This window comes from Pseudomonas sp. NPDC087614 (assembly GCF_044743485.1).
GTDB classification, from domain to species: Bacteria; Pseudomonadota; Gammaproteobacteria; order Pseudomonadales; family Pseudomonadaceae; genus Aquipseudomonas; species Aquipseudomonas baetica_A.
The window spans coordinates 1-24,889 of the sequence record NZ_JBIUWN010000048.1 but is presented as its reverse complement, the minus strand read 5'-3'; the positions used below and the strand labels follow the sequence as shown (position 1 = coordinate 24,889).

Genomic DNA, 24,889 nt, shown 5'->3' with positions numbered 1-24,889 from the left:
TCTGGGTGTTTTACACGGTCAATAAGAATCAATACCATTGGCAATCTTTTACCATCAGGTACGTTTGCCATGCTGCTGCACATTCCCGGCCTGTTCGCGAAAGAAGAAGTGCAGCGCATCCGCCAGGCGCTCGAAGAGGCGGACTGGGCCGATGGCAAGATCACCGCCGGCTACCAGTCGGCCAAGGCCAAACACAATCTGCAATTGCCTGAAGGCCACCCACTGGCCAAGGAAATTGGCGCAGCGATGCTTGAGCGGCTGTGGAAAAATCCGCTGTTCATGTCCGCCGCGCTGCCGCACAAAGTGTTCCCGCCGTTAGTGAACTGCTACACGGCCGGCGGCAGTTTCGACTTCCACATCGACAACGCCGTGCGCCAACCGAAGGGCAGCATCGAGCGGGTGCGCACTGATCTGTCGGCCACGCTGTTTTTCAGCGAGCCTGCGGATTACGACGGCGGCGAACTGGAAATCCAGGACACCTTCGGCACCCAACGGGTGAAGCTGCCCGCAGGCGACATGGTGCTGTACCCCGGCACCAGCCTGCACAAGGTCAATGCGGTCACTCGCGGTGCGCGTTATGCGTCGTTCTTCTGGACGCAAAGCCTGGTGCGCGAAGACAGCCAGCGCGCGCTGCTGTTCGAGATGGACGGCGCGATCCAGCAACTCACCCAGGACATGCCTGATCACCCATCGCTGATCCGCCTTACCGGCACGTATCACAACCTGCTGCGGCGCTGGGTCGAGGTATGAGTTTTAAACTGCGTCGCGAGGAAATCCTCAGCGGTGAACAACTCAGCGCCATGCTCGAAGAAAGCCCGGCCCGTGCCGCGCAGGCGATTTTGCTGGCGGCGGGTGAGGGCGAAGTTGAAGCCCAGGCGTTGCTGGGGCAGATCCTTCTGGAGGGGCAGGGCATTGCCAGGGATCAGCCGTTGGCGCTGCGCTGGTTTGGCATCGCCGCCGGGCGCGGCCACTTGATGGCGCGCAATATGCTCGGGCGGTGCCATGAGCATGGCTGGGGGTGTGGCGCAGATGCGTCTGTTGCGGCGCAGCATTATCGGATCGCCGCGGATGCCGGGCTGGATTGGGCGATGTACAACCTCGCCAATTTGCTGGCGACCGGGCGCGGTGTGGTGGTGGATCATTTGCAGGCGCTGGCGCTTTATCGGCGCGCGGCTGAACGGGGCCATGCGAAATCGATGAATCTGCTGGGGCGTTATCTGGAAGAAGGGCAGGCATGTCCGGCGGATCCGGTCATGGCGCGCGAGTGGTATCGACGTTCGGCCAAGGGCGGGGATTTTCGCGGGCAGTTCAGTTTTGCCGCAGTGTTGGCGGGGGAAGGGCGGATTGATGAGGCGGTGGTTTGGCTTGAGAAGGCGTTGGCTGGCGGTAATCTGAATTTTCTGCGGGTGGCAAGCAAGACGCTGTTAAATGCAACAGATCCAGAGATTCAGGCGTTGGCCTCCAGGTATCAACAGCGTACGGATGAGCTGAGCCGCAGCGCATAACCCTTGTGGGAGCGGGCTTGCATCGACGCACAAAAAAGCCCACGACATGTCGTGGGCTTTACGCATTACCGGTTCAACAATTACACGTAATACGATTTCAGCGGCGGAAAGCCATTGAACTCAACCGCGCTGTAGCTGGTGGTGTACGCACCGGTCGACAACCAGTACAGACGATCACCAATCGCCAGGTTCAGCGGCAAGCCGTACTTGTAGTTCTCGTACATGATGTCGGCGCTGTCGCAGGTCGGGCCGGCGATCACCACTTCTTCCATCTCGCCTTTCTTCTCGGTCCAGATCGGGAACTTGATCGCCTCGTCCATGGTTTCGATCAGGCCGGAGAACTTGCCCACATCGGTGTACACCCAGCGCTCGACGGCGGTGCGCGATTTACGTGCAACCAGCACCACTTCGCTGACCAGGATGCCGGCGTTGGCGATCAGCGAACGGCCCGGCTCCAGAATGATTTCCGGCAGGTCATCACCGAAGTCTTCTTTCAGGAAACGGATGATTTCTTCAGCGTAGGTTTCCAGGCTGTTGGTGCGGGTGATGTAGTTGGCCGGGAAGCCACCGCCCATGTTGATCAGCTTCAGGTGAATGCCGTCTTCTTCTTTCAGACGTTCGAAAATCACTTTGACCTTGGCGATTGCCGCGTCCCAGACGCTGATGTCGCGCTGCTGCGAACCGACGTGGAACGAGATGCCGTAAGGCACCAGGCCCAGGTCTCGGGCGAGGATCAGCAGGTCCATGGCCATGTCGGTCTGGCAGCCGAATTTGCGCGACAGAGGCCAGTCAGCGGTGGTCGAGCCTTCAGTGAGGATGCGCACATACACTTTCGAGCCCGGTGCAGCCTTGGCGATGTTGCGCAGGTCGGCTTCGGAGTCGGTGGAGAACAGACGCACGCCCTTCTCATAGAAGTAGCGGATGTCCTTGGATTTCTTGATGGTGTTGCCGTAGCTGATACGGTCGGCGCTGACGCCGCGATCCATCACTTTGTCCAGCTCGTAGATCGAGGCGATGTCGAAGCTCGAACCTTTCTCTTTGAGCAGGTCGATGATCTCGACGGCCGGGTTGGCCTTGACCGCGTAGTAGACCTTGGCGAATTCGAAACCGGCGCGCAGGTCATCGTAGGCCTGGCTGATCATCGCGGTGTCGATCACCACGAACGGGGTTTCCTGTTTGTCGGCGAACGCCTTCATTTTGTCGAATGTAGCGCGCGCGAAATAGTCTTCGACCTGGATCGACATGCTGGGAGCTCCTATGGGCAAACAAGTAAAAACAATGGGTGCAAATGAACGTCCTCCGTATCCCCACTTTGGTTCGCCTACTTCCCAAGGCATGTCGCCGAAAGCAAAAAGGCCACGGGCGCCGATGCTGCCCTTGGCCTTGCTGTCTCGTCGTCAGTACTTGAGCCGGATGGATCGTTTCCAGCATGGACGTTCGGCGCGAACTTTAGGGCGTGAGGGGCCTGAGATCAACAAAAAATGTCGCGTTTTTGCACGCTTCCGTCGTGCGGTCTTCCTCCGGTACTGATGTAACCGACCGACATGACAGGCTGATGTTCCCTCGAGCATGGATTTGCGTAGTTGGTATGGCTGGAAAAAACGGAAATAAGCCACAGACGTTTAATTCCAAAAAAGCCTTGAGACAACCGTCAGGACTAGTATTTCTGACAGGTGTCTAGACGCGGTTTTCTTTCTAGGATGAGGGTGCCGATTAGTTCTGAAAGAAAGTCTGGTGATCGGCGAGCACAGTATTTTTTGTTATTGGAAATGGCTCCGTCGACCCGTTTGCATGATGGGGGGAGTGCGCCTGTCTATCAATTCAAGCGGATGCTGGGGTAACAAGGATGAATAGAATATTACTGTGGCTAGTTGTATTGACTCTGTCAGGTTGTGCCACTCACGAAGTGGTTCAGCCGTCTGCTCCCGTATCGCGAGAGGAAGTGCTCGGGACCGCATCGACTGGGGTGATGGACGCCGGCACCGGGCCACAGATTGCCGCCTATCTCACGGAGGCCTACCACAACAAGCTGAACATGTGCCGAAATAACCCTTCAGCCCCGGCATTCCTGTGTTCCGGGGTCATGTTGAGAGCCACTCAACACTCCACACAGTTTCATTTCTGGAACCCTAATCCAACGTCTACCGGCGTGTCTTTTTCCTATTTGCGGGCGGATGCGAAGTTCAGCAAGTTGGTCTTCGGTTATCACAACGGATTTATCTTGTATCCGTACTTTTTCAAACCCGTGGGTAAAATAGAACCAGAGATACTTTGTTTCTTTCCGGTGGACGGTGCAACGACCCCGCGCGCAGATCAGGGCTGCGGTCAAAGTCCGGGAATAGTTTCCAGTCGACCCTGCCAGTCACAAGGGATCAATACGGCCGCGCAATACATCGCGCATTACAATCAGCAAACGAACAAATACGGGCATCTGTGCGGCTTTGATGTGAGCGACGATTTGAATCAGGCAGCCACCACCGCTTTCAATGAGGCAATCAAGGCCCAGGGGATGGGCGGCACGTTCGCCTTCAATACGCAGAACGAGTTCCGGCTGGCCAAGTGGGGGCAGAATCTGGGCACGACGTTGCCAATCGAGGCTGTGTTCTACATCGGTGACGCCGGCAAGGCCGGTGCGAAGTATGACCAGCAGGATTTCAAGAACCAGACAGGTATCTGGATTCCGGCAATCAGGATCACGCTGCCCCAGACGCCATCGGCTGATGTGCGGTTCGAGTTCATTGCCGGTGACCAGGCCATCTCTTCCTGATCCATTCAATTGTGCCGTGCCCTGCCAGAGGGGCACGGCACATCAGCGCTCTATCAGGCCAGCGCTGTCTCGGCGGGGGAGATGATGCTGGTCTTGCCACCGCGGGATTTGCCGGAACTCAGATACTCGGCAATCGACTCCTGCGTGACCTCGCCCAGGAACACCCGTTCCGCATCCAACACCGGCAACCACGAACGATTGAACTCGTACATGCGCGACAGCAGGATGCGCAAATGCTCGTCATACGCCGCCGTGGCGTTGAACTCACGCAGGAACTGCGCGCAGGTGCCGGTCTGGCGGTGCAGGTCGCGGCGACGCACATAACCCAGCGCCTTGTTCTCGGCACAGGTGACCACGACGTAGCGGCGGTCATGTTCGTCCATCAATTCCAGCGCATCGGCCACCGGGGTTTCCGGGCTCACCGACGGCGCGTTGTCCGCCGCGTCTTCTGCCTTGACCAGCAGCAGGCGCTTGAGGGTGCTGTCCTGGCCGACGAAGTTGCTGACAAAGTCGTCCGCCGGGTGTGCGAGCAGGGTGTCCGGGTGATCGATCTGCAGCAGTTTGCCGGCGCGGAAGATCGCAATCTTGTCGCCGAGTTTGATCGCCTCGTCGATGTCGTGGCTGACCATGATCACGGTCTTGTTCAGCGCGCGCTGCATCTCGAAGAACTCGTTCTGGATCATCTCGCGGTTGATCGGGTCGACCGCACCGAACGGCTCATCCATCAGCAACAGCGGTGCGTCCGCCGCCAGCGCACGAATCACGCCGATGCGCTGTTGCTGGCCACCGGACAATTCTCGCGGATAACGATGCAGATACTGCTTGGGCTCAAGCTTGATCATGCTCATCAGTTCACGGGCGCGGTCGTGGCATTTCTGTTTGTCCCAGCCGAGCAGCTTCGGCACCACCACAATGTTCTCTTCGATGGTCATGTTCGGGAACAGACCGATCTGCTGGATCACGTAGCCGATGTTGCGGCGCAGGGTCACTTCGTCCAGGTCGGTGGTGTCTTCACCGTTGATCAGGATCTTGCCCGAAGTCGGTTTGATCAGGCGGTTGATCATCTTCAGCGTGGTGCTTTTGCCGCAACCCGATGGCCCGAGGAACACACAGATTTCGCCTTCATTGACGGTCAGGCTCACCGAGTCCACGGCTTTGATGTCTTTGCCGTTGCTTTGGAAGGTCTTGCTGAGGTTTTGAAGTTCGATCATTTGAGGAGTCCTTTTGGAGTCAGCGCGCGTTGCAGCCACTGCAGGAGGAGGTCGGCGAAGATCGCCAGAAGACTGACCAGCAGCGCGCCGACGATGAGCATCGACATGTCACTGCGGCTGATGGAGGCGAGGATCAACACACCGAGACCGCCGGCGCCGACGGTGGCGGCGATGGTCATCACGCCGATGTTCATCACCACGGCAGTGCGCACACCGGCGAGGATCACCGGTACCGCAATCGGCAACTCGACCATGCGCAGGCGCTGGCCGAAGGTCATGCCGATGCCGCGCGCGGCTTCACGGATGCCCGGTTCGACGCCGGTCAGGGCCAGGTAGGTGTTGCGCATGATCGGCAGCAGTGAATAAAGGAACACCGCCGTGATCGCCGGCATCGGGCCCAGGCCTTGGCCGAACTTGGAGTAGAACGGCAACAGCAGGCCGAACAGGGCAATCGACGGCACGGTCAGCAGCACGGTGGCGCTGGCCTGTAAAGGGCCGGCGAGGCTCGGAAAGCGGGTCATCAGAATGCCCAGCGGCACACCGGCGACAATCGCCAGACTGACGGCGATCCCCACCAAAGAAATGTGCTGCAAGGTCAGGTGCAACACCTGCTGCCAGTCAAGATGGGAAAAGGCGTTCAAGAATTCCATGACGTTTCCTCCCTTCAATTCAATGGATGTTGGCGCAGGAAATCAGCGGCCACAGCGGATGGGCTTTCATGATCGACATCGACCCGCGCGTTGAGCCGGCGCATGGTTTCGTCATCAAACAGTTCGGCCAGCGGCTTGAGTTGCCCGGCCAGTTTCGGGTGGGCGTCCAGATAGGCCTGGCGCACCACGGGCGCGGCGGTGTAGTCCGGGAAGTAATGCTTGTCGTCCGCCAGCAATTTCAGATTGAAGGCGCTCAGGCGACCGTCCGTGGTGTACACCAGGCCGGCGAACACTTGGCCATTGCGCAGGGCGGTGTAGACCAGACCGGCGTCCATCTGGCGGGTGTTCTCGCGTGTCAGGTTCATGTCATAGAGCTTGACCATGCCGTCCAGGCCGTCGGAGCGGTTGGCGAACTCAGTGTCCAGAGCCACCAGATGATTGGCCTCGGCCTCATCCCGCAGCACGGTGTTCAGTTCGCTGATGCTGTTGATCTGCGGGTACTGGTCGGCGATTTTTTTCGGCAGGGCCAGTGCATAGGTGTTGCTGAATTTCGACGGTGCGAGCCAGGTCAGGCCTTTTTTGGCATCGAGTTCTTTCACCCGAGCGTAGGACTGTTCGCTGTCGAGTTTTTCGGTGACATGGTTGTAGGACACCAGCGACACACCGGTGTACTCCCAGAGCATGTCCAGTTGGCCACTCTCCTGAGCGCTGCGCGCCAGATTGCTACCCAGCCCACCGGTGATTTGCGCGTCGTAGCCTTTGCTGCGCAGGTACTGCGAGGTGATTTGCGCCAGTAGGGTTTGTTCGGTGAACACCCGGGCGCCAATGCGGATAACCGGTTTGTCGGCGGCTTGGGCGATTCCTGCGAACAGCAGGGCGCAGCCTAAAATCAAGCTAAGTCGTTTCATGAAGATTCCTTTGCCGGGGCTTAAGACGGGCGCAAGCCGCGTTCGAGCCAGAGTCGACTGCCCAGGGTGACAGCGCCATCGAGCAGCAGCGCCAGTAAGGCGGTACACGCGGCGCCGAGCAGCAGTTGCGGCTGATTGTTCAGCGCGATACCCGGGAAGATCAGGCTGCCAAGGCTGTTGGCGCCGATCAGGAACGCCAGCGGCGCTGTCCCGACATTGATCGCCAGCGCCACACGCACACCACCGACGATGATCGGCACAGCGTTGGGCAACTCGACTTTCCACAGCACCTGACGCGGGGTCATGCCGATGCCGACGGCGGCTTCTTTGAGTGAACCCTGAACGTTTTTCAGGCCTTCGTAGGTGTTGCGCACAATTGGCAACAGGGACGCGAGGAACAGCGCGAAGATCGCCGGGCCGCTGCCGATGCCCAGAATCCCCAGGGCAATTGCGAGTACGGCCAACGGCGGCACGGTGTTGCCGATGTTGAAGATCTGCATGAAGCGTTCGGCGCGCCCGACCATGCCTGGGCGACTGAGGAAGATGCCGGCGGGGATGCCCACGACGAGGGCAGCGAGCATTGAAGCGAGGACGAGAACCAGATGAGCTTGCAGGTAAAACAACAAATCGTCGCGGTAGTGTTCGATCGTGTTGATGCCGATCCAGTGGACCAGCAGGGCCAGGAGCGCGATCACCACCGCACCTCCCATCAGCCCTTTGCCATAGCGGATAGCCACAGGCGGACTCCTTTTTTTTAGTCGGCGAACGCCATCCTGCGTGGCAGGCCAAACCTTGGCTGCCGGGAAAAAACGTTCGCGAGAAGCAGCTCCCTCAGCACCGGCAAAAAGCGGTCTGAAAGCGAGCCATGAGCGCAGCCTCGTCAGGCTAACTTGCTGATTTTTCAGCCCCTGACGAAACGTCGTAACAGGGGATGGACGTCTCCGTGCTTTAAAAGGTTCCCATCCGAGACAGCATTTGGCCACCCCTGATGTGCTCAACGGTTCGGTTATTGTCTGGACTTGGGCTATAATCGCGGCCCTTTTTTGAATCACCGCCAGGCGATTTCCCATGACCAACCAGGCCGCCGAAGTCGCGAAACGCCGCACTTTCGCCATTATTTCCCACCCCGATGCCGGTAAAACCACGATCACCGAAAAGCTCCTGTTGATGGGCAAGGCGATTGCGGTGGCCGGTACGGTGAAATCCCGTAAATCCGACCGCCATGCGACATCCGACTGGATGGAGATGGAGAAACAACGGGGTATTTCCATTACCACGTCGGTCATGCAGTTCCCGTATCGCGATCACATGGTCAACCTGCTCGACACCCCGGGCCACGAAGACTTCTCCGAAGACACCTACCGCACTCTGACGGCAGTGGACTCGGCCTTGATGGTCCTCGACGGCGGTAAGGGTGTTGAGCCACGGACCATCGCGCTGATGGACGTTTGCCGTCTGCGAGACACGCCGATCGTCAGCTTCATCAACAAACTCGACCGTGACATCCGCGACCCGATCGAACTGCTCGACGAAATCGAAGCCGTTCTGAAGATCAAGGCGGCGCCGATCACCTGGCCGATCGGTTGCTACCGCGACTTCAAAGGCGTGTACCACCTGGCCGACGACTACATCATTGTCTACACCGCCGGTCACGGTCACGAACGCACCGAAACCAAGATCATCGAGAAGCTCGACTCCGACGAAGCCCGCGCGCATCTGGGCGACGAGTACGACCGCTTCATCGAGCAACTGGAACTGGTACAGGGCGCCTGCCACGAGTTCAACCAGCAAGAGTTCCTCGACGGCCAACTGACCCCGGTGTTCTTCGGTACCGCACTGGGCAACTTCGGTGTCGACCACGTGCTCGACGCCGTCGTTGACTGGGCGCCGCGCCCGCTGGCACGCGTGGCCAACGAGCGCACCGTGGAACCGGTCGAAGAGAAGTTCTCGGGCTTCATCTTCAAGATCCAGGCGAACATGGACCCCAAACACCGTGACCGCATCGCCTTCATGCGTATCTGCTCCGGCAAGTACGAAAAAGGCATGAAGATGCGTCATGTGCGTACCGGCAAGGACGTGCGCATCGGCGACGCCCTGACGTTCTTCTCCTCCGAGCGTGAGCAACTGGAAGAGGCGTTTGCCGGCGATATCATCGGCCTGCACAACCACGGCACCATTCAGATCGGCGACACTTTCAGCGAAGGTGAAGCGCTTGGTTTCACCGGTATTCCGCACTTCGCCCCGGAACTGTTCCGTCGCGTGCGTCTGCGTGACCCGCTGAAATCCAAGCAACTGCGCCAGGGGCTGCAGCAGTTGGCTGAAGAAGGCGCGACCCAGGTGTTCTTCCCGGAGCGCAGCAACGACATCATTCTCGGTGCCGTCGGTGTGCTGCAGTTCGACGTGGTCGCCAGTCGCTTGAAAGAGGAATACAAGGTCGAGTGCTCGTACGAGCCGATCACTGTTTACTCGGCGCGCTGGATTGAATGCGACGACAAGAAGAAGCTTGAGGAATTCTCCAACAAGGCTGTGGAAAACCTGGCAGTCGATGGCGGTGGGCACCTGACTTACCTCGCTCCGACGCGGGTTAACCTGGCGTTGATGGAAGAGCGCTGGCCGGATGTGAAATTCCGTGCGACGCGTGAGCATCACTAAGCGCTGAATTGTTTTGTCCAAAGCCCCCTAGGTGTATGCCTAGGGGGCTTTTTTTGCTTGGTTGGTTTGGGTGTATATCCGTTTCTGCGGGTGTTGCGGCTGACGGTTTCGCCCTTACGGCGACTCACTTTTTTTACAAACGCCTAAAAAAAGTAAGCAAAAAAACGCTTGCTCCTACGTGCGGCCCGCTCGCTGGGGCTCGGGGTTCCTTCGCTGCGGGATTGATCCGGGGGGCATCGCCTCCGGTTTGCTGCGCTGCACCTCCTCTCGATGTGTTTGGCTTCGCCAAACGGTCGCTGCGCTCCCATCCCCGGATCAATCCCTCCACTCAGCCTTCCGACGTCGCCCGTGGATCAAGATCAAGAGCTGCAGCCGAGCTAACGCTCATCCTGTTGAGTGGTGAGGAGCAGAGGCGATGTGCGTTCTGCTATTGCTTTCTTATGGGAGCGAGCCTGCTCGCGAAGGCGGCCTGCCAGCCGACCCATTTCTTACAGGTTGCATGCAATCCCTGTGGGAGTTTGTCTTGCCAGCTATGGCGGCCTGTCAGCCGTTAATTTTCTAGATGAATGCACTCGATCCAACTCAGCCTTCGGCAGCTCCTGCTGGGGTTGTAGGGTGGTTACGATTTTGTGGTTTCAGGCGTTCAGAGGCGCGACAACTGGCGTGTTGCCCGTTACTGTTCCGGTTCACTTAGGCGGCTTCAAGAGGTCAAAGGAATGACGAGTCGACGGACTCACCTGCTGCGGCTGGACGGCTATTTCGGCGTAATGGCCTGGGTGCTCGCGGCGCTGCTGTTCATCAATCGCCTCAGCAGTATGGTCAAGCTGTTCATGGCGTTGTATCTGCGTCAGGAGCTGGGGCTGGCGATTGAAACCGTGGGCTGGCTGCTGTCCGGTTACGGCGCGGGGCTGTTGATCGGTTCGATGGTCGGTGGGTTGCTCAGTGATCGCTTTCCCACGGCGCGGCTCACGGCGGCGCTGTTTTTCCTGTCGGTATGGACCCTGATCCTGTTGGGGTTGGTCACCGACGTGCCGTGGCTTGCGGCGTTATTGCTGTTGAGCGGTGTGCTCGACGGGGCGATCCGCACCCTGCATCAACGGTTGATCATGGAGTATTGCGAGGTTGCGCAGCGTTCGCGTGCGCAAGCTTTGAGCCGGGTTGCGAGAAATCTCGGGATGGCCGCTGCCGGGGTGGCTGGCGGGGCGTTGGCGCAGACGGATTTTCGCTCGGTGTTTTTCGCCAGTGCGGCGATGACGCTACTGGCGTTGCTCTGGTTTGTCCGCACGACCTGGCGTCGACCGGTGCTGATCGTTGAGGCGTCAGCCGATGCGGGCTCCGGCTCATCCTCTGCGTATCGCGACAAGGCGTTTCTCTGGTTGCTGGCAGCGGCGGTCTTGCTCGGCATGGCGTTCGACACCGTCTACAGCACGCTGGGCAACTATCTGCGTGACTACTACCACTTGAGCACAGAAGCCATCGGTTGGCAGTTCGCGCTCAACGCGATACTGATTGTGGCCCTGCAGATTCCGCTGTCCCATTGGGGCGAACGGTGGGGCATGCGGCGGCAACTGGTGGCCGGCAGTCTGTTGCTGGCTATCGGGCTGGGCATGTTGCCGTTGGGCACCGGACTGTTTTTCGTCTGCCTGTCGACGGTGGTCTGGACACTGGGCGAAGCGCTGTTCATGCCGCCGCTCAATGTGTTGGTCATGCAGCATGCACAGAGTGGCAAAGGCGGGCAGTACTTCGGTCTGTTTTTCATGAGCTGGAGTGCGAGCGCACTGGTATCACCGGTGCTGAGCGGTCAAATGTACGGATACTTTGGCGGGCACAGTGTCTGGCTGGTCAGTGCGACGCTGGCGCTGTTGGCCATCCCGCTGATTTATCAGGCCACTCACACACGCGTCTCGGACGGGCCTTAAGGGCAGGCCGGCGTCCTTTAGCGGCTGCGGCTATTGGCGTTATTGGAAACCAGTCTTTGTGCCGAGGGTATTTCTGCCGGCTGCTGAGTGTCTTGTCTGGTGAACCCGGCGGATCGGAACTAGATTTCATTCATCGCCGGATCGGCATGTTTGTCTCACCCGCAGAGGATGGAATCGATCATGAAAAACAGATTGCTACGCGTTTTGCTGCTGTTGAAAGTGATGGTGATCTTCTCCCTCGGCACCGCGACGGCTTGGGCCGAGTGCGAGGATCACGATGCCCAGGCCTTCAGCGGGCAGGTGGGGCACAGCGGGCTGATGCTGGCCAAGTCTGATTCTGAGGGCGGTGATAAAGGCCAGGGCGGCAGCGAAGGCGATGATGATTCGACCACCGACGAGCCGGCCACCGACGACAGTGACGAAGGCGACAGCCAGACGTAAATGGCAGACAAAAGAAAACCCCTTCTACCTCGACTGATGCGCAATCGAAGCGGAAGGGGTTTGGTTAACACTTTGACTCTAAGTCCAACACAATCTCTGTGGGAGCGGGCTTGCATTTGCCTCGGGATTTGCTTACGCCGCGCCGTCGAGGAACTGCTCGGCGTAGTGGCACGCCACCTGCCGGTTGTCGAGCTCGCGCAGGGCTGGCTCTTCAGTGCTGCAACGCTCGGTCGCATACGGGCAACGCTTGTGGAACGCGCAGCCTGCGGGCGGGTTGAGCGGGTTGGGCAATTCGCCGACGATCTTGATTTTCGGCTTGTCCGGATCCGGGTGAATCGTCGGGGTCGCCGACAGCAGCGCCTGGGTGTAAGGGTGCAGAGGACGATCATAGATGGCGTTTTTCGGACCCATTTCCACCGGGCGACCGAGGTACATCACCATCACGTCATCGGCCACGTGTTGCACCACCGCCAGGTTGTGCGAGATGAACACGTAGGCGGTGTTGAACTCCTGCTGCAGATCCATGAACAGGTTAAGCACCTGCGCCTGAATCGACACGTCCAGCGCCGAAGTCGGTTCGTCCGCCACCAGCACTTTGGGTTGCAGCATCATTGCCCGGGCCAGGGCGATCCGCTGGCGCTGACCGCCGGAAAACATGTGCGGATAGCGCTGGTAGTGCTCGGGACGCAAGCCGACCTGCTTCATCATCGCCTGGACTTTCTCGCGACGTTCGGCGGCGGACAGGTTGGTGTTGATCAGCAGCGGCTCGCCGAGCTGATCACCGACTTTCTGCCGTGGGTTCAACGACGCGTACGGGCTCTGGAACACCATCTGCACGTCTTTGCGCAGTTGCTTGCGCTGGGCCTTGTCGGCACCGGCCACTTCCTGGCCGGCGATTTTCAGGGAACCGGACGACGGCTCTTCAATCAGGGTCAGGGCGCGGGCGAGGGTCGATTTGCCACAGCCCGACTCGCCGACAACCGCGAGGGTCTTGCCGGCTTCCAGTTCGAACGACACGCCGTTCAGCGCGCGCACGGTGGCGTGGCCCTTGAACAGGCCACGGGAGACTTCGTAGTGACGGGTCAGGTCGCGGGCAGTAAGTACGACGGCCATTACGCCACCTCCTGGTTCAGCGGGTAGAAGCAGCGGGCGAGGCTGTGGCTTTTCGGGTCAAGGGTCGGACGTTGCGCGCGGCAGCTGTCCTGCACGTACGGGCAGCGCGGCGACAGCAGGCAGCCCTGCGGACGGTCGTAACGGCCCGGGACGATGCCCGGCAGCGTCGCCAGACGCTCGGCGCCCTGGCTGTGCTCCGGAATCGCCTTGAGCAGCGCTTCGCTGTACGGGTGCGCCGGGATGTCGAACAGTTGTGGCACCTGACCGACTTCAACGGCTTGGCCGGCATACATCACGCACACGCGCTGGGCGGTTTCAGCCACGACCGCGAGGTCGTGGGTGATCAGCACCAGGCCCATGTCCTGTTCTTTCTGCAACGCCAGCAGCAGATCCATGATCTGCGCCTGAATCGTTACGTCCAGTGCAGTGGTCGGTTCGTCGGCGATCAGCAGTTTCGGCTCGCCGGCAATCGCCATGGCGATGGCGACGCGCTGGCTCATACCGCCGGACAGTTGATGCGGGTAGGCGTCCATACGGCTGGCGGCGCCCGGGATTTCCACTTTTTCCAGCAGTTCGATGGCACGTTTACGCGCTTGCTTGCCGGACATTTTCAGGTGCAGGCGCAGCACTTCTTCGATCTGGAAACCGACGGTGTAGCTCGGGTTCAGTGCGGTCATCGGGTCCTGGAACACCATTGCCAGGTCTTTGCCGACGATCTGCCGGCGCTGGCGGTTGCTCAGGGTGAGCATGTTCTTGCCGTCGAAATTCAGGGCGTCGGCCGTGACGATCCCCGGGTGCTCGATCAGGCCCATCAGGGCCATCATGGTCACGGATTTGCCCGAACCGGACTCGCCCACGATCGCCAGTACTTCGCCCTTGTCGACTTTGAGGTCGAGGCCATCGACCACCGGCACGGCGGTTTTGTCGCCGAAGCGAACGTTGAGATTCTTGATTTCTAGCAGTGACATGGGAATCTCCTCAGGCGGCGTTCTTGAGTTTCGGGTCCAGCGCATCGCGCAGACCGTCGCCCATCAGGTTGATTGCCAGCACGCTGAGCAAAATGGTCAAACCAGGCAGGCTCACCACCCACCAGGCGCGTTCGATGTAGTCGCGGGCCGAGGCCAGCATGGTGCCCCACTCAGGGGTTGGCGGTTGTACGCCAAGGCCGAGGAAGCCCAGGGCGGCGGCATCGAGAATCGCCGAGGAGAAGCTCAGGGTCGCTTGTACGATCAGCGGTGCCATGCAGTTGGGCAGCACGGTGATGAACATCAGGCGTGGCAGCCCGGCACCGGCCAGGCGCGCGGCGGTCACGTAGTCGCGGTTCAGTTCGCCCATCACCGCAGCACGGGTCAGACGCACGTAGGACGGCAGCGATACCACAGCAATTGCAATCACGGTGTTGATCAGGCCAGGGCCGAGGATGGCAACAATCGCCACCGCCAGCAGCAAGGACGGCAGGGCCAGCATGATGTCCATCAAACGCATGATGGTCGGGCCGAGGACTTTGGGGAAGAAACCGGCGAACAGACCCAGCAGGATGCCCGGGATCAACGACATCACGACCGAAGACAAACCGATCAGCAGCGACAGGCGCGAACCCTGGATCAGACGCGACAGCAAGTCGCGACCCAGTTCATCGGTGCCGAGCAGGAACTGAATCTGCCCGCCTTCGAGCCACGACGGCGGCGTCAGCAGGAAGTCACGGTATTGCTCGCTCGGGTTATGCGGGGCGACCCACGGCGCGAACAGCGCGCAGAAGACGATCAGCAGCATGAACAGCAAACCGGCAACTGCGCCCTTGTTCTTGGAGAAGGCTTGCCAGAATTCTTTGTACGGTGACGGGTACAGCAGGCTTTGATCCACGTCGGACGCGGCGGTGGCTGCTGAGGAAGTTGGAGTGCTCATGGGTAATTGACCTCAGCGCTGATGACGGATGCGTGGGTTGGCAAAGCCGTAGAGGATGTCCACTACGAAGTTGACCAGAATCACCAGGCAGGCGATTAACAGGATGCCGTTTTGCACAACCGGGTAGTCCCGGGCGCCGATGGCTTCGATCAGCCATTTACCAATGCCGGGCCAGGAGAAGATGGTTTCGGTCAGAACCGCACCGGCCAGCAGCGTGCCGACTTGCAGGCCGACCACGGTCAGGACCGGAATCAGCGCGTTACGCAAACCGTGGACGAACACCACGCGTGCCGGCGACAGGCCTTTGGCCCTGGCAGTGCGGATGTAGTCTTCACGCAGGACTTCGAGCATCGAGGAGCGGGTCATCCGCGCGATCACCGCCAGCGGGATGGTCCCCAGCACGATGGCCGGCAGGATCAAGTGATGCAATGCGTCGAAGAATGCGCCGACGTCATCGGCCAGCAGCGTGTCGATCAACATGAAACCGGTGCGCGGCTCGATGTCGTAGAGCAGGTCGATCCGCCCGGACACCGGGGTCCAGCCCAGGCTCACCGAGAAGAACATGATCAGGATCAGGCCCCACCAGAAGATCGGCATCGAATACCCCGCCAGGGAGATGCCCATCACCCCATGGTCGAACAGGGATCCTCGCTTGAGTGCCGCAATCACCCCGGCCAGAAGGCCCAGAATGCCGGCGAACAGCAGGGCGGCCATGGACAGTTCCAGGGTCGCCGGGAAAAGGGAGGTGAACTCGGTCCAGACGCTGGTGCGCGTACGCAGGGATTCGCCGAGATCGCCGTGAGCCAGTTTGCCGATGTAGTCCAGATACTGGGCATACAGCGGTTTGTTCAGACCTAGGCGTTCCATTGCCTGAGCGTGCATTTCGGGATCGACCCGACGTTCGCCCATCATCACTTCCACGGGGTCGCCCGGAATCATGCGAATCAACGCGAAAGTCAGCAAGGTGATGCCGAAAAACGTGGGGATCAACAACCCCAGTCGGCGGGCAATAAAACTAAACATCTTGTGTGGTACCTCATCAGCCGGTTAGGCGTACCCGGCTTCCCTGGGGTCAGGGAGGCCGGGCGTTTCTTATCTACTTCACCTGGGTGGTGGCGAAGTTATTAGTTGTCAGAGGGCTGATGTGGTAGCCCTCTACGTTGTTGCGCATTGCAGTGAACATCCGGGTGTGGGCCATGCTGATCCACGGTTGGTCCTGATTAAACAGGACCTGGGCTTGCTCGTAGAGTTTCGCGCGTTCGGCCGGATCTACTTTAGCCCGTGCTTCATCCAGCAGAGCCTGGAATTTCTCGTTGCACCAGCGCGCGTAGTTCTCGCCATTCTTGGCCGCCTCGCAACTGAGCATAGGCGTCAGGAAGTTGTCCGGATCGCCATTGTCGCCCGCCCATCCGGCCGAGACCATGTCGTGCTCACCGGCCTTGGCGCGTTTGAGCATTTCGCCCCATTCCATCACGCGGATGTCGATCTTGATCCCGACTTTCGCCAGGTCAGCCTGCATCATCTGCGCGCCGAGCATCGGGTTGGGGTTGGTCGGGCCGCCGCCGTTGCGGGTAAACAGGGTAAACGTGGTGCCTTCTGGAACACCGGCTTCCTTGAGCAGGGCGCGAGCCTTGTCGAGATCGCGAGGCGGGTTCTTCAAGTCATGGTTGTAGCCCAGCAGCGTCGGTGGGTACGGGTTGACTGCGACGGTGGCGTTACCTTTGCCAAACAGCGCGTTTACGTAGGCTTCCTTGTCGAAGGCGATGTCGATCGCTTTGCGCACCCGCACGTCGCTCATGTATTTGTGCTGGGTGTTCATGGCGACATACGACACGGTCATCGCGTCGAGTTCGGCGACTTTCAGGTTGCTGTCTTTCTTGATGCTCGGGATGTCATCCGGCTTCGGATACAGCGCAATCTGGCACTCGTTGGCCTTGAGTTTTTGCAGGCGCACGTTGTTGTCGGTGGCAATCGCCAGAATCAGCGCATCGGCCGGTGGCTTGCCACGGAAATAGTCCGGGTTGGCCTTGAACCGTACTTGAGCGTCCTTGGCGTAACGCTGGAAGATGAACGGGCCGGTGCCGATCGGCTTGCTGTTCAGGTCGCCGGTCTTGTTGGCCTTGAGCAACTGGTCGGCGTATTCGGCCGAGTAGATCGAGGAGAACGCCATGGCCAGGTCGGCCAGGAACGGCGCTTCGCGGCGGGTCAGGGTGAACTTGACCGTGTTGTCGTCGACTTTTTCTACGCTTTTGAGCAGTTCCTTGAAGCCCATGCTTTCAAAGTAGGGGAAGCCCACGCTCGACAGTTTGTGCCACGGGTGATTCGGGTCCAGTTGACGCTGGAAGCTCCAGACCACGTCGTCGGCGTTCATGTCGCGAGTCGGCTTGAAGTAATCGGTGGTGTGAAACTTGACGCCTTTGCGCAGGTGGAAGGTGTAGCTCAAGCCGTCATCGCTGATGTCCCAGGAGTCGGCCAGCGCCGGTATCACTTCGGTGGTGCCGGGCTTGAAGTCCGCCAGCCGGTTGAAGATGGTTTCGGCCACCGCGTCGGCTGTGACTGCAGTTGTGTACTGGACCATGTCGAAGCCTTCCGGACTGGCTTCGGTGCAGACCACCAAGGGTTTGGCCGAGACGCCGATGGCGGCGCTCAACAACGCGGCAGCGACGGCCGCACGTAGGGGAAGCATTTTCATCGATAACCCTCTGCAATCGGTTGAAGACAAAAAACCGAACGGCCGACTCTTCATGAGTCAGCCGTCGGTTAGCGTTTTTACAGGATGTTGAACGGAATGGTGGTCACGAGACGGAACTCGTTGATGTTGCCGTCAGCCTGGTGCTCGCTGGCGCGGTGAGTGGTGTACGTCGCACGAATAGCGGTGGCCTTGAGCGGGCCGCTCTGCACGGCGTAAGAAGCACCGACGCCGTATTCATAGTGGCTTTCGCCATTCATCAGGCTCAGGTCGCCGCGTTTGGCTCCTGGATCGGTGTAAGCCGTGCCACGGTAGTGAGTGCCGTCGATGCCCCAGCCGCGCGCCTGGTATATGTTGAACTTCAGGCCAGGTACGCCGTATTCAGCCATGTTCAAGCCGTAAGCGATCTGGAAGGATTTCTCGTTCGGGCCGTTGAAGTCCGACAGCAGGGAGTTGGCCAGGTAGATGCCGTTGGTTTCGTGCAGGTAGTCGAAGTACTCGTTGCCGTTCACTTCCTGATACGAGAAGGTCAGGCTGTGGGCCTGGTGAGTCAGGCCGAGCGACAGCGAGTAGGTGTCGTTGTCGATGTTGCCCATCAACTTTTTGCCTTCGTCGACAGTCTTGTAGTAGTTCAGACCGGTGGTCAGGCTCAGGACCTGGCTGTCACCCAGTTCGTGGGTGGCGCCGAAGTAGTACTGGTTCCAGAAGTCTTCAACGTTCGCGACATACAGGCTGGTTTTCAGGCTCTTGAGCGGCTGGTAGTTCAAACCGGCTGTGTAAACCTTGTCGGTTTCAACACCAGTGGCCGAGTACTCGGAACGGAATTTCGACAGGCTCTGTTCGGTACGTGGCGAGACGCGGTCGAAACCGGCCAGGTCAAACGACAGGTTGCTGAATTCTTCGCTGTGCAGGCTGATACCTTCGAAGCTCGAAGGCAGCGGACGGTTGCCGATGACATCGACGATCGGCGTGCTGAAATTCTGGCGACCGGCGGTCAGGGTGGTGTTCGATACGCGGAACTTGACGTTGGCCAGACCCAGTTTGCTCCACTGGCCGACAGCGTCGCCGTCGGAGTCGGCGAGGGTGCGGTTGGAGCCGCCAGCGATGTCCTTACGGTCACGATCCAGAACGATGGCGTTGTAGGCGGCCACTTCAGTGCTCACGCCAACGGTGCCTTGGGTGAAGCCCGAGGTGTAGTTGACGATGGTGCCCTGAACCCAGTTGATACGACGCGGGGTTTTGGTTCTGACCTGTGGCGTGGTGTTCTTGTCGCTGTTCTTCACGTAGCTGAAACTGTCGTCACGACGCTTCAGTTCATTGGCATAAAAGTTACGGGTTGTGCCGCCCAGGCTCTGTCCATCAATAAAGCCTTTGGCCTCGCTTTGGGCGCTACTGCCGGCCAGGGTAGTGGGGACGAACTCCTGACTGACAGGTTCTGCATACGCCGTGGCGGTGATGCTGCTGATGGCCAAAGCCAGTATCGCGGTGCTGCTCAGTTTCATGGGTGAAGCTCCTTTACTTTCTTTTTATACCGGTCTTTTTTTGGTCGTCCGGCTATTTGGTTTAGAACTCAATCACACATCGCAAACGTTTGCCAAAGGCCGGATTGGCGAATTTCGGCAAAGCGCTTGCGTGAGGGGGATAGACGGCCCCCCTCAGCATTGCGGCTAATCGGTTGGGTTAATCGATACTGACGCCCGAGAACACGTTGCGACCGAAGGGGCTGACCTTGAACCCTTCAACCCGGGTGCTTAACGGTTGGTTGACCGTCGAGTGGGCGACAGGCGTGATCGGCACTTGCTGCTTGAGCAACTGCTGCGCCTGTTTGTAAAGCGCGGTGCGCTGGTCGCGGTCGGTGACGACCTTGGCCTCTTTGATCAGCTTGTCGTAAGTCGGATCGCACCACATCGAGTAGTTGTTGCCACCAATGGCATCGCAGCTGTACAGCGTGCCGAGCCAGTTGTCCGGGTCACCGTTGTCACCGGTCCAGCCGATCAGGCTGACGTCGTGTTCGCCATTCTTGGTGCGCTTGATGTACTCGCCCCATTCATAGCTGACGATCTTCACTTTCAGACCGATTTTCGCCCAGTCGGCCTGGAGCATTTCGGCCATCAGTTTGGCGTTCGGGTTGTACGGACGCTGCACCGGCATCGCCCACAGGGTGATCTCGGTGCCTTCTTTCACGCCAGCAGCCTTGAGCAACTCTTTGGCTTTTTCCGGGTTGTAGGCAGCGTCTTTGATCGTATCGTCGTAAGACCACTGGGTCGGTGGCATGGCGTTGACCGCCAGTTGGCCGGCGCCTTGGTAAACGGCGTTGAGAATCCCCTGTTTATTCACCGCCATGTCCAGCGCCTGACGCACTTCGAGCTGGTCGAACGGTTTGTGGCGCACGTTGTAGGCGATGTAGCCGAGGTTGAAACCCGGCTTGGAGATCAGTTGCAGTTTTGGATCGCTCTTCAGCGCGTCGACATCAGCCGGGCGTGGATGCAGGGTGATCTGGCATTCGCCAGCCTTGAGCTTTTGCACGCGCACCGAGGCGTCGGTGTTGATCGCGAAAATCAGGTTATCGAGCTTTACCCGGCTCGGGTCCCAGTATTGTTTATTAGCGGTGTAACGGATGTTCGAGTCTTTCTGGTAGCTCTTGAACACGAACGGGCCGGTGCCGATCGGCTTCTGGTTGATGTCGCTCGGCTTGCCTTCGGCCAACAGCTTGTCGGCGTATTCGGCGGACAGAATGGCGGCGAAGCTCATGGCGATGTTCTGGATGAACGCGGCGTCAACGCTGTTGAGCGTGAACTCCACGGTCAGTGGCCCGGTCTTTTCGACCTTGGCAATGTTCTTGTTCAGGCTCATCCCGTTGAAATACGGGAACTCGGTCGGATAAGCCTTACGGAAGGGCTGTTGTGCATCGAGCATGCGATTAAACGTGAACAACACGTCGTCGGCGTTGAAATCGCGGGTCGGCTTGAAGTAAGGCGTTGTATGAAATTTCACACCTTCACGTAGGTGAAAGGTGTACTTGAGACCATCCTCGGAAATATCCCACTTGGTAGCCAGACCTGGGACGACATTGGTCGCGCCTTTTTCGAACTCGACCAAACGGTTATACAGCGGCTCGGCGGCATCGTTATCGGTGGCCGTCGTGTATTGCGCGGTATCAAAACCCGCCGGGCTGCCTTCGGAGCAGAACACCAGGCTTTTGGGTGCGGCGAAACTGGCGGACGTGGCGGCCAACAGGCCGGCGCCCAGCAAAGCGGAAAAAACCAAGGTATGGCGCATGACGCTCCCTCTTTTTTAGTGTTTTTCGATGCGCTGCGATCCCATCCGGGGACGTTGTGGCTGCATCAAGCTCAAACCAGTGCGGACAGCAAACCGTTAGCCCACACAGTCACTGGTCAGAACCCGACGGTAGGGGCCGTGGGTCTGGCAGTAAATGCGTAAATGCCTGAAACCTCGTAGGAAAAGTCGACGCGTCCTATGCCGTTGCAGTAATCCGCAGCGGAATTGGATGTAGGCAATTTCCTAACTTTCCGGCAGGTAAAACAACGGCGACGTCAAAAACGTCGCCGTTGCAATGCCTTATTTGCTGACGCTGACGCCGTAGAAGGAATTCAAACCGAATGGGCTGATCTTGAAATCCTGCACGTTGGCGCGCATGGGTTGGTACACCGTCGAGTGAGCGATAGGTGTCATTGGGACTGCATCTTTGAGGACGTGTTGCGCCTCTTTGTACAGTTCGGTGCGCTTGGCCTGGTCGGTTGTGCGCTTGGCTTCCTTGACGAGGCCGTCGAACTTCTTGTCGCACCACTTGGAGAAGTTGTTGCCGCTGAGCGAGTCGCAACCGAACAGCACGTTCAGCCAGTTGTCCGGATCACCATTGTCACCGCTCCAGCCAATGATCATGGCCTGGTTCTCGCCACCTTTGGAGCGCTTGATGTACTCGCCCCATTCGTAGCTCTGGATCTTGACGTTCAGACCGATCTTCTTCCAGTCCGACTGCAGCATCTCAGCCATCAGTTTGGCGTTCGGGTTGTACGGGCGTTGTACCGGCATTGCCCACAACACGATCTCGGTGCCTTCCTTGACGCCGGCTTCCTTGAGCAGCTCTTTGGCTTTCTCAGGGTCGTACTTGGCGTCCTTGATGGTGGTGTCGTAAGACCACTGGGTCGGTGGCATGGCGTTGACGGCCAACTGGCCAGCGCCCTGGTAAACCGAGTCGATGATCTGCGGCTTGTTCACCGACATGTCCAGCGCCTGGCGCACACGCAGGTCAGCCAGAGGGTTTGGCTCGTTGCTGCCTTTGACCTTGTCCATCACGTTATAGGCGATGTAGCCCAGGTTGAAACCCGCCTGGTCAGGCATTTTCAGCGACTTGTCTTCTTTGAGGGCTTTCAGGTCGGCCGGGCGCGGGAACAGGGTGATCTGGCACTCGTTCTTTTTCAGCTTCTGAATGCGTACCGACGGGTCGGTGGTGATGGCGAAGATCAGGTTGTCGATCTTCACATCGTCAGGCTTCCAGTAGTCCTTGTTCCCGGTGTAACGGATGTTGGAGTCTTTCTGGTAGCTCTTGAACACGAACGGGCCGGTGCCGATCGGCTTCTGGTTGATGTCGGCAGCCCTGCCTTCCTTGAGCAGCTTGGCAGCGTACTCGGCGGACTGGATCGAGGCGAAGCTCATGGCCATGTTCTGGATGAACGCAGCATCCACTTCTTTCAACGTGAACTTGACGGTGTGGTCGTCGACTTTATCGATCTTGGTGATGTTGGTGTCCATCCCCATGTCGGTGAAGTACGGGAATTCGGTCGGGTACGCCTTACGGAACGGGTCATCCTTGTTAATCATGCGATTGAAGGTGAACATCACGTCGTCGGCGTTGAACTCACGAGTCGGCTTGAAATACGGGGTGGTGTGGAACTTGACGCCTTCACGCAGGTGGAAGGTGTACGTCAGGCCGTCATCGGAAATGTCCCACTTGGTCGCCAGGCCAGGAATAACGGCGGTGCCGCCGCGCTCGAACTGGGTCAGGCGGTTGAACATGGTCTCGGCTGAGGCGTCGAAGTCGGTTCCGGTGGTGTACTGGCCTGGGTCGAATCCGGCCGGGCTCCCTTCGGAGCAGAACACCAGGTTAGTCGCAGCGGATGCGAAAGGTGCGGAGGCTAACAAGCCTGCGCCGACTAAAAACGGAATGACCGCGTGTTTAAGCATGTTGGCCTCATGATTTGTTGTCATTTTTTAGTTGTGAGGTACGACCTCGTGAGTCGTGCCTGCGGATACTTATGCAGGGGCCATACCCATTGCAAGATGCAGAGCGACTGTCGGCCTTAAACCGTGGCACGAACGTACCTTAATGTCGCATATGTGTAAAAGTTGACGCATTTGACCGTTTGCGGGCGATTTTTTCGGTGCAAACAGGGCCCCAAAATGGTGCGCCGGTCACGTTGTGCGCGCCGCCTTGGGGCTTGGTGTTACTTATTTATACCCACACCGTAGAAGGGTTTAAGGCCGAATGGGCTAATACGCAAGTCCGTGACTTCCATGCGCAGCGGCTGGAACACCGTCGAGTTGGCAATCGGTGTAATCGGTGCCTGTTGTTTAAGAATTTGCTGGGCCTGTTGATACAGTTTTACCCGTTGCGACTTGTCGGTGGACACCTTGGCTTGCTGCACGAGTTTGTCGTAGGCCGGGTCGCACCATTTGGCGTAATTACTGCCTTTCACCGCCGTGCAGCTGTACAGCACACCGGGCCAGTTGTCCGGGTCGCCGTTGTCACCTGTCCAGCCGTAGATCATCGCGTCGTGTTCGCCATTCATGGCACGCTTGATGTACTCACCCCATTCATAGCTGACGATGTTGGCCTTGATGCCGATTTTTGCCCAATCCTGCTGGATCATCTGCGCTGACATTCGCGCGTTCGGGTTCGAGGCGCGTTGCACTGTCATCGCCCAAAGGTTGATGGTTGTACCGGGCGCAACCCCGGCTTCCTTAAGTAGCGCCCGGGCTTTGGCCGGGTCGTAGGGGGCGTCCTTGATCGTCGGGTCATACGACCATTGCGCCGGGGGCAAGGCGTTTTGTGCCAACTGGCCGGCACTTTGATAAAGCCTGCGGGGCTGGGCCGCGTGCGGGGGGTACTTGTCTCCGCTTTAGGCTGCGATCTGTTGCTGTTGCTGTGGGAACTGCTAGCGATGGCGGTCTGACAGCCGACCCATTTCTGGCGGGTGTACTCGGTGCAAACTGTGGGAGCGGGCTTGCTCGCGAAGAGGCCCTTTCAGTCACCCGATTACTTCGGTTTGTTTAGAAATGTGTGAAATCACCAGAACCTTCCCACTAGGTTTTCAGGTTGTCCGTCGGACGTGCGATCTCTAGGCTTTGGTTGTCGCTGAAGGTTCAGCGATCGGGTGTGAGAACCTGGGAAAAATTAGTTATTCAGTCCTCGTATCAGCATAATTGCCGCCAGCGTACTCGCTGTCTGCAAATGCGTTATGGCGGCTGTGTTTGGGCAGACTTCGGTCTGGCCGGTTTTCCTATTTTCCGGTTTCTCACCCCGCACATAGCTGCCACCCACTTCGCCGCGTGAGAAACGGCAGGTGATGGCTCCCATTTGCAAAATAGGATTTTCCGGTAGGAGTGAGCCTGCTCGCGATGACGCCAGAACAAACAACACAAATCCCGGACACAAAAAAACCGGCGATCATGCTCTGATCGCCGGTTTTTCATTCAGCCCACATCACATCACGGCATCAGCACTTCAATCGAGCCATCCGCGGTCATGTTGACCTGGCTGGTGCCGGCTTCGACTTCCGGGGTAACCGGCGCTGAATCCATGCCCGCTGCTTTCATCATCATCGGGCCGCGCAGGTACGGTTGTGGGTAGCCATTGCTGTTGAGGTTCAGGTTGACGATTTTGTAGCCCTTGCCGCCCAGTGCGTCGGTGGCCAGTTGGGCGCGGGCCTTGAAGGCGGTGACGGCTTCTTTGAGCAGGGCGTCTTCGCTGGCCTTGCGGGTCGGGTCGGCGATGGCGAAGTCCATGCCGCCCATTTTCAGGTCGGACAGCAGTTCGCCGGTGAGTTTGGACAGGGCGGCGAAGACGGCGCTTTCCAGGCGCAGTTCGGCGCGTACGCGCCAGCCGGTG

General features: G+C 58.9%; 20 protein-coding genes and 1 pseudogene. 6 read left to right on the top strand and 15 right to left on the bottom strand.

What is annotated here, in order from left to right; translation table 11 throughout:
* Positions 1 to 69 precede the first annotated feature (69 nt).
* Positions 70 to 750 carry a Fe2+-dependent dioxygenase gene (locus tag ACIOWA_RS17940; RefSeq protein ID WP_339431713.1) on the top strand — a complete coding sequence of 227 codons (681 nt, stop codon included), beginning with the start codon at positions 70 to 72 and terminating at the stop codon, positions 748 to 750.
* Positions 747 to 1,505, top strand: a complete 759-nt coding sequence (locus ACIOWA_RS17935) for a tetratricopeptide repeat protein (RefSeq protein WP_339494036.1) — start codon at positions 747 to 749, stop codon at positions 1,503 to 1,505. The genes ACIOWA_RS17940 and ACIOWA_RS17935 overlap by 4 nt, the downstream gene beginning before the upstream one ends.
* Positions 1,506 to 1,585: 80 nt before the next feature.
* Here ACIOWA_RS17935 and ACIOWA_RS17930 read toward each other — a convergent pair whose 3' ends face one another.
* Positions 1,586 to 2,749 (bottom strand): type III PLP-dependent enzyme, encoded by a 1,164-nt coding sequence (locus tag ACIOWA_RS17930; RefSeq protein WP_008088754.1) that lies wholly within the window; start codon positions 2,747 to 2,749, stop codon positions 1,586 to 1,588.
* 725 nt (positions 2,750 to 3,474) lie between these two features.
* Between ACIOWA_RS17930 and ACIOWA_RS17925 the strand changes: the two genes are divergently transcribed.
* Complete coding sequence (locus tag ACIOWA_RS17925) at positions 3,475 to 4,272, top strand: hypothetical protein (protein ID WP_401161052.1); 798 nt, start codon at positions 3,475 to 3,477, stop codon at positions 4,270 to 4,272.
* Positions 4,273 to 4,325: 53 nt separating this feature from the next.
* On the opposite strand, the gene ACIOWA_RS17920 is transcribed toward ACIOWA_RS17925, so the two are convergent.
* The 4 genes from ACIOWA_RS17920 to ACIOWA_RS17905 are packed head-to-tail and all read right to left on the bottom strand — an operon-like array spanning position 4,326 to position 7,751.
* Entirely contained in the window at positions 4,326 to 5,483 is a 1,158-nt protein-coding gene (locus ACIOWA_RS17920; protein ID WP_339431716.1) for an ABC transporter ATP-binding protein, read from the bottom strand.
* A complete protein-coding gene (locus ACIOWA_RS17915; protein WP_221730077.1) occupies positions 5,480 to 6,133 on the bottom strand; it encodes an ABC transporter permease in 654 nt (217 codons plus the stop codon). The genes ACIOWA_RS17920 and ACIOWA_RS17915 overlap by 4 nt, the downstream gene beginning before the upstream one ends.
* A 14-nt stretch (positions 6,134 to 6,147) precedes the next feature.
* On the bottom strand, positions 6,148 to 7,041 hold the full coding sequence (locus ACIOWA_RS17910) for a glycine betaine ABC transporter substrate-binding protein (protein ID WP_339431717.1): 894 nt from the start codon (positions 7,039 to 7,041) through the stop codon (positions 6,148 to 6,150).
* Positions 7,042 to 7,061: 20 nt separating this feature from the next.
* A complete protein-coding gene (locus ACIOWA_RS17905; RefSeq protein WP_339431775.1) occupies positions 7,062 to 7,751 on the bottom strand; it encodes an ABC transporter permease in 690 nt (229 codons plus the stop codon).
* A gap of 358 nt (positions 7,752 to 8,109) precedes the next feature.
* Here ACIOWA_RS17905 and ACIOWA_RS17900 point away from each other — a divergent pair, with 358 nt between their 5' ends.
* The 3 genes from ACIOWA_RS17900 (at position 8,110) to ACIOWA_RS17890 (ending at position 12,053) form a co-directional block, all read left to right on the top strand.
* Positions 8,110 to 9,693 carry a peptide chain release factor 3 gene (locus ACIOWA_RS17900; RefSeq protein ID WP_339431718.1) on the top strand — a complete coding sequence of 528 codons (1,584 nt, stop codon included), beginning with the start codon at positions 8,110 to 8,112 and terminating at the stop codon, positions 9,691 to 9,693.
* 716 nt (positions 9,694 to 10,409) lie between these two features.
* A complete protein-coding gene (locus tag ACIOWA_RS17895; RefSeq protein ID WP_401161047.1) occupies positions 10,410 to 11,612 on the top strand; it encodes an MFS transporter in 1,203 nt (400 codons plus the stop codon).
* Between the two features lie 180 nt (positions 11,613 to 11,792).
* Positions 11,793 to 12,053, top strand: coding sequence for a hypothetical protein (locus tag ACIOWA_RS17890; protein WP_339466256.1), 261 nt, complete (start codon positions 11,793 to 11,795; stop codon positions 12,051 to 12,053).
* Positions 12,054 to 12,185: 132 nt separating this feature from the next.
* Here the strand turns inward: ACIOWA_RS17890 and ACIOWA_RS17885 are convergent, their stop codons facing one another.
* The 10 genes and pseudogenes from ACIOWA_RS17885 to ACIOWA_RS17840 all read right to left on the bottom strand — a co-directional run.
* On the bottom strand, positions 12,186 to 13,166 hold the full coding sequence (locus tag ACIOWA_RS17885; protein WP_221730072.1) for a peptide ABC transporter ATP-binding protein: 981 nt from the start codon (positions 13,164 to 13,166) through the stop codon (positions 12,186 to 12,188).
* Complete coding sequence (locus ACIOWA_RS17880; protein WP_339466254.1) at positions 13,166 to 14,134, bottom strand: ABC transporter ATP-binding protein; 969 nt, start codon at positions 14,132 to 14,134, stop codon at positions 13,166 to 13,168. Before ACIOWA_RS17880 ends, ACIOWA_RS17885 begins: the two co-directional genes overlap by 1 nt.
* Positions 14,135 to 14,144: 10 nt before the next feature.
* Positions 14,145 to 15,071 carry an ABC transporter permease subunit gene (locus ACIOWA_RS17875; protein ID WP_221730070.1) on the bottom strand — a complete coding sequence of 309 codons (927 nt, stop codon included), beginning with the start codon at positions 15,069 to 15,071 and terminating at the stop codon, positions 14,145 to 14,147.
* Between the two features lie 12 nt (positions 15,072 to 15,083).
* Complete coding sequence (locus ACIOWA_RS17870; protein WP_221730069.1) at positions 15,084 to 16,094, bottom strand: ABC transporter permease subunit; 1,011 nt, start codon at positions 16,092 to 16,094, stop codon at positions 15,084 to 15,086.
* Between the two features lie 73 nt (positions 16,095 to 16,167).
* Positions 16,168 to 17,763, bottom strand: coding sequence for an ABC transporter substrate-binding protein (locus ACIOWA_RS17865; RefSeq protein ID WP_339431723.1), 1,596 nt, complete (start codon positions 17,761 to 17,763; stop codon positions 16,168 to 16,170).
* Between the two features lie 77 nt (positions 17,764 to 17,840).
* On the bottom strand, positions 17,841 to 19,262 hold the full coding sequence (locus tag ACIOWA_RS17860) for an OprD family porin (RefSeq protein WP_221730067.1): 1,422 nt from the start codon (positions 19,260 to 19,262) through the stop codon (positions 17,841 to 17,843).
* Positions 19,263 to 19,440: 178 nt separating this feature from the next.
* Entirely contained in the window at positions 19,441 to 21,039 is a 1,599-nt protein-coding gene (locus ACIOWA_RS17855) for an ABC transporter substrate-binding protein (protein WP_401161044.1), read from the bottom strand.
* A gap of 300 nt (positions 21,040 to 21,339) precedes the next feature.
* Complete coding sequence (locus ACIOWA_RS17850; RefSeq protein WP_401161042.1) at positions 21,340 to 22,965, bottom strand: ABC transporter substrate-binding protein; 1,626 nt, start codon at positions 22,963 to 22,965, stop codon at positions 21,340 to 21,342.
* Between the two features lie 260 nt (positions 22,966 to 23,225).
* Positions 23,226 to 23,864 (bottom strand): annotated as a pseudogene (locus ACIOWA_RS17845) (ABC transporter substrate-binding protein); the annotation flags it as partial.
* A gap of 625 nt (positions 23,865 to 24,489) precedes the next feature.
* Positions 24,490 to 24,889 (bottom strand): SIMPL domain-containing protein (locus ACIOWA_RS17840; RefSeq protein WP_401161040.1); only part of this gene is annotated, 400 nt, incomplete at its 5' end.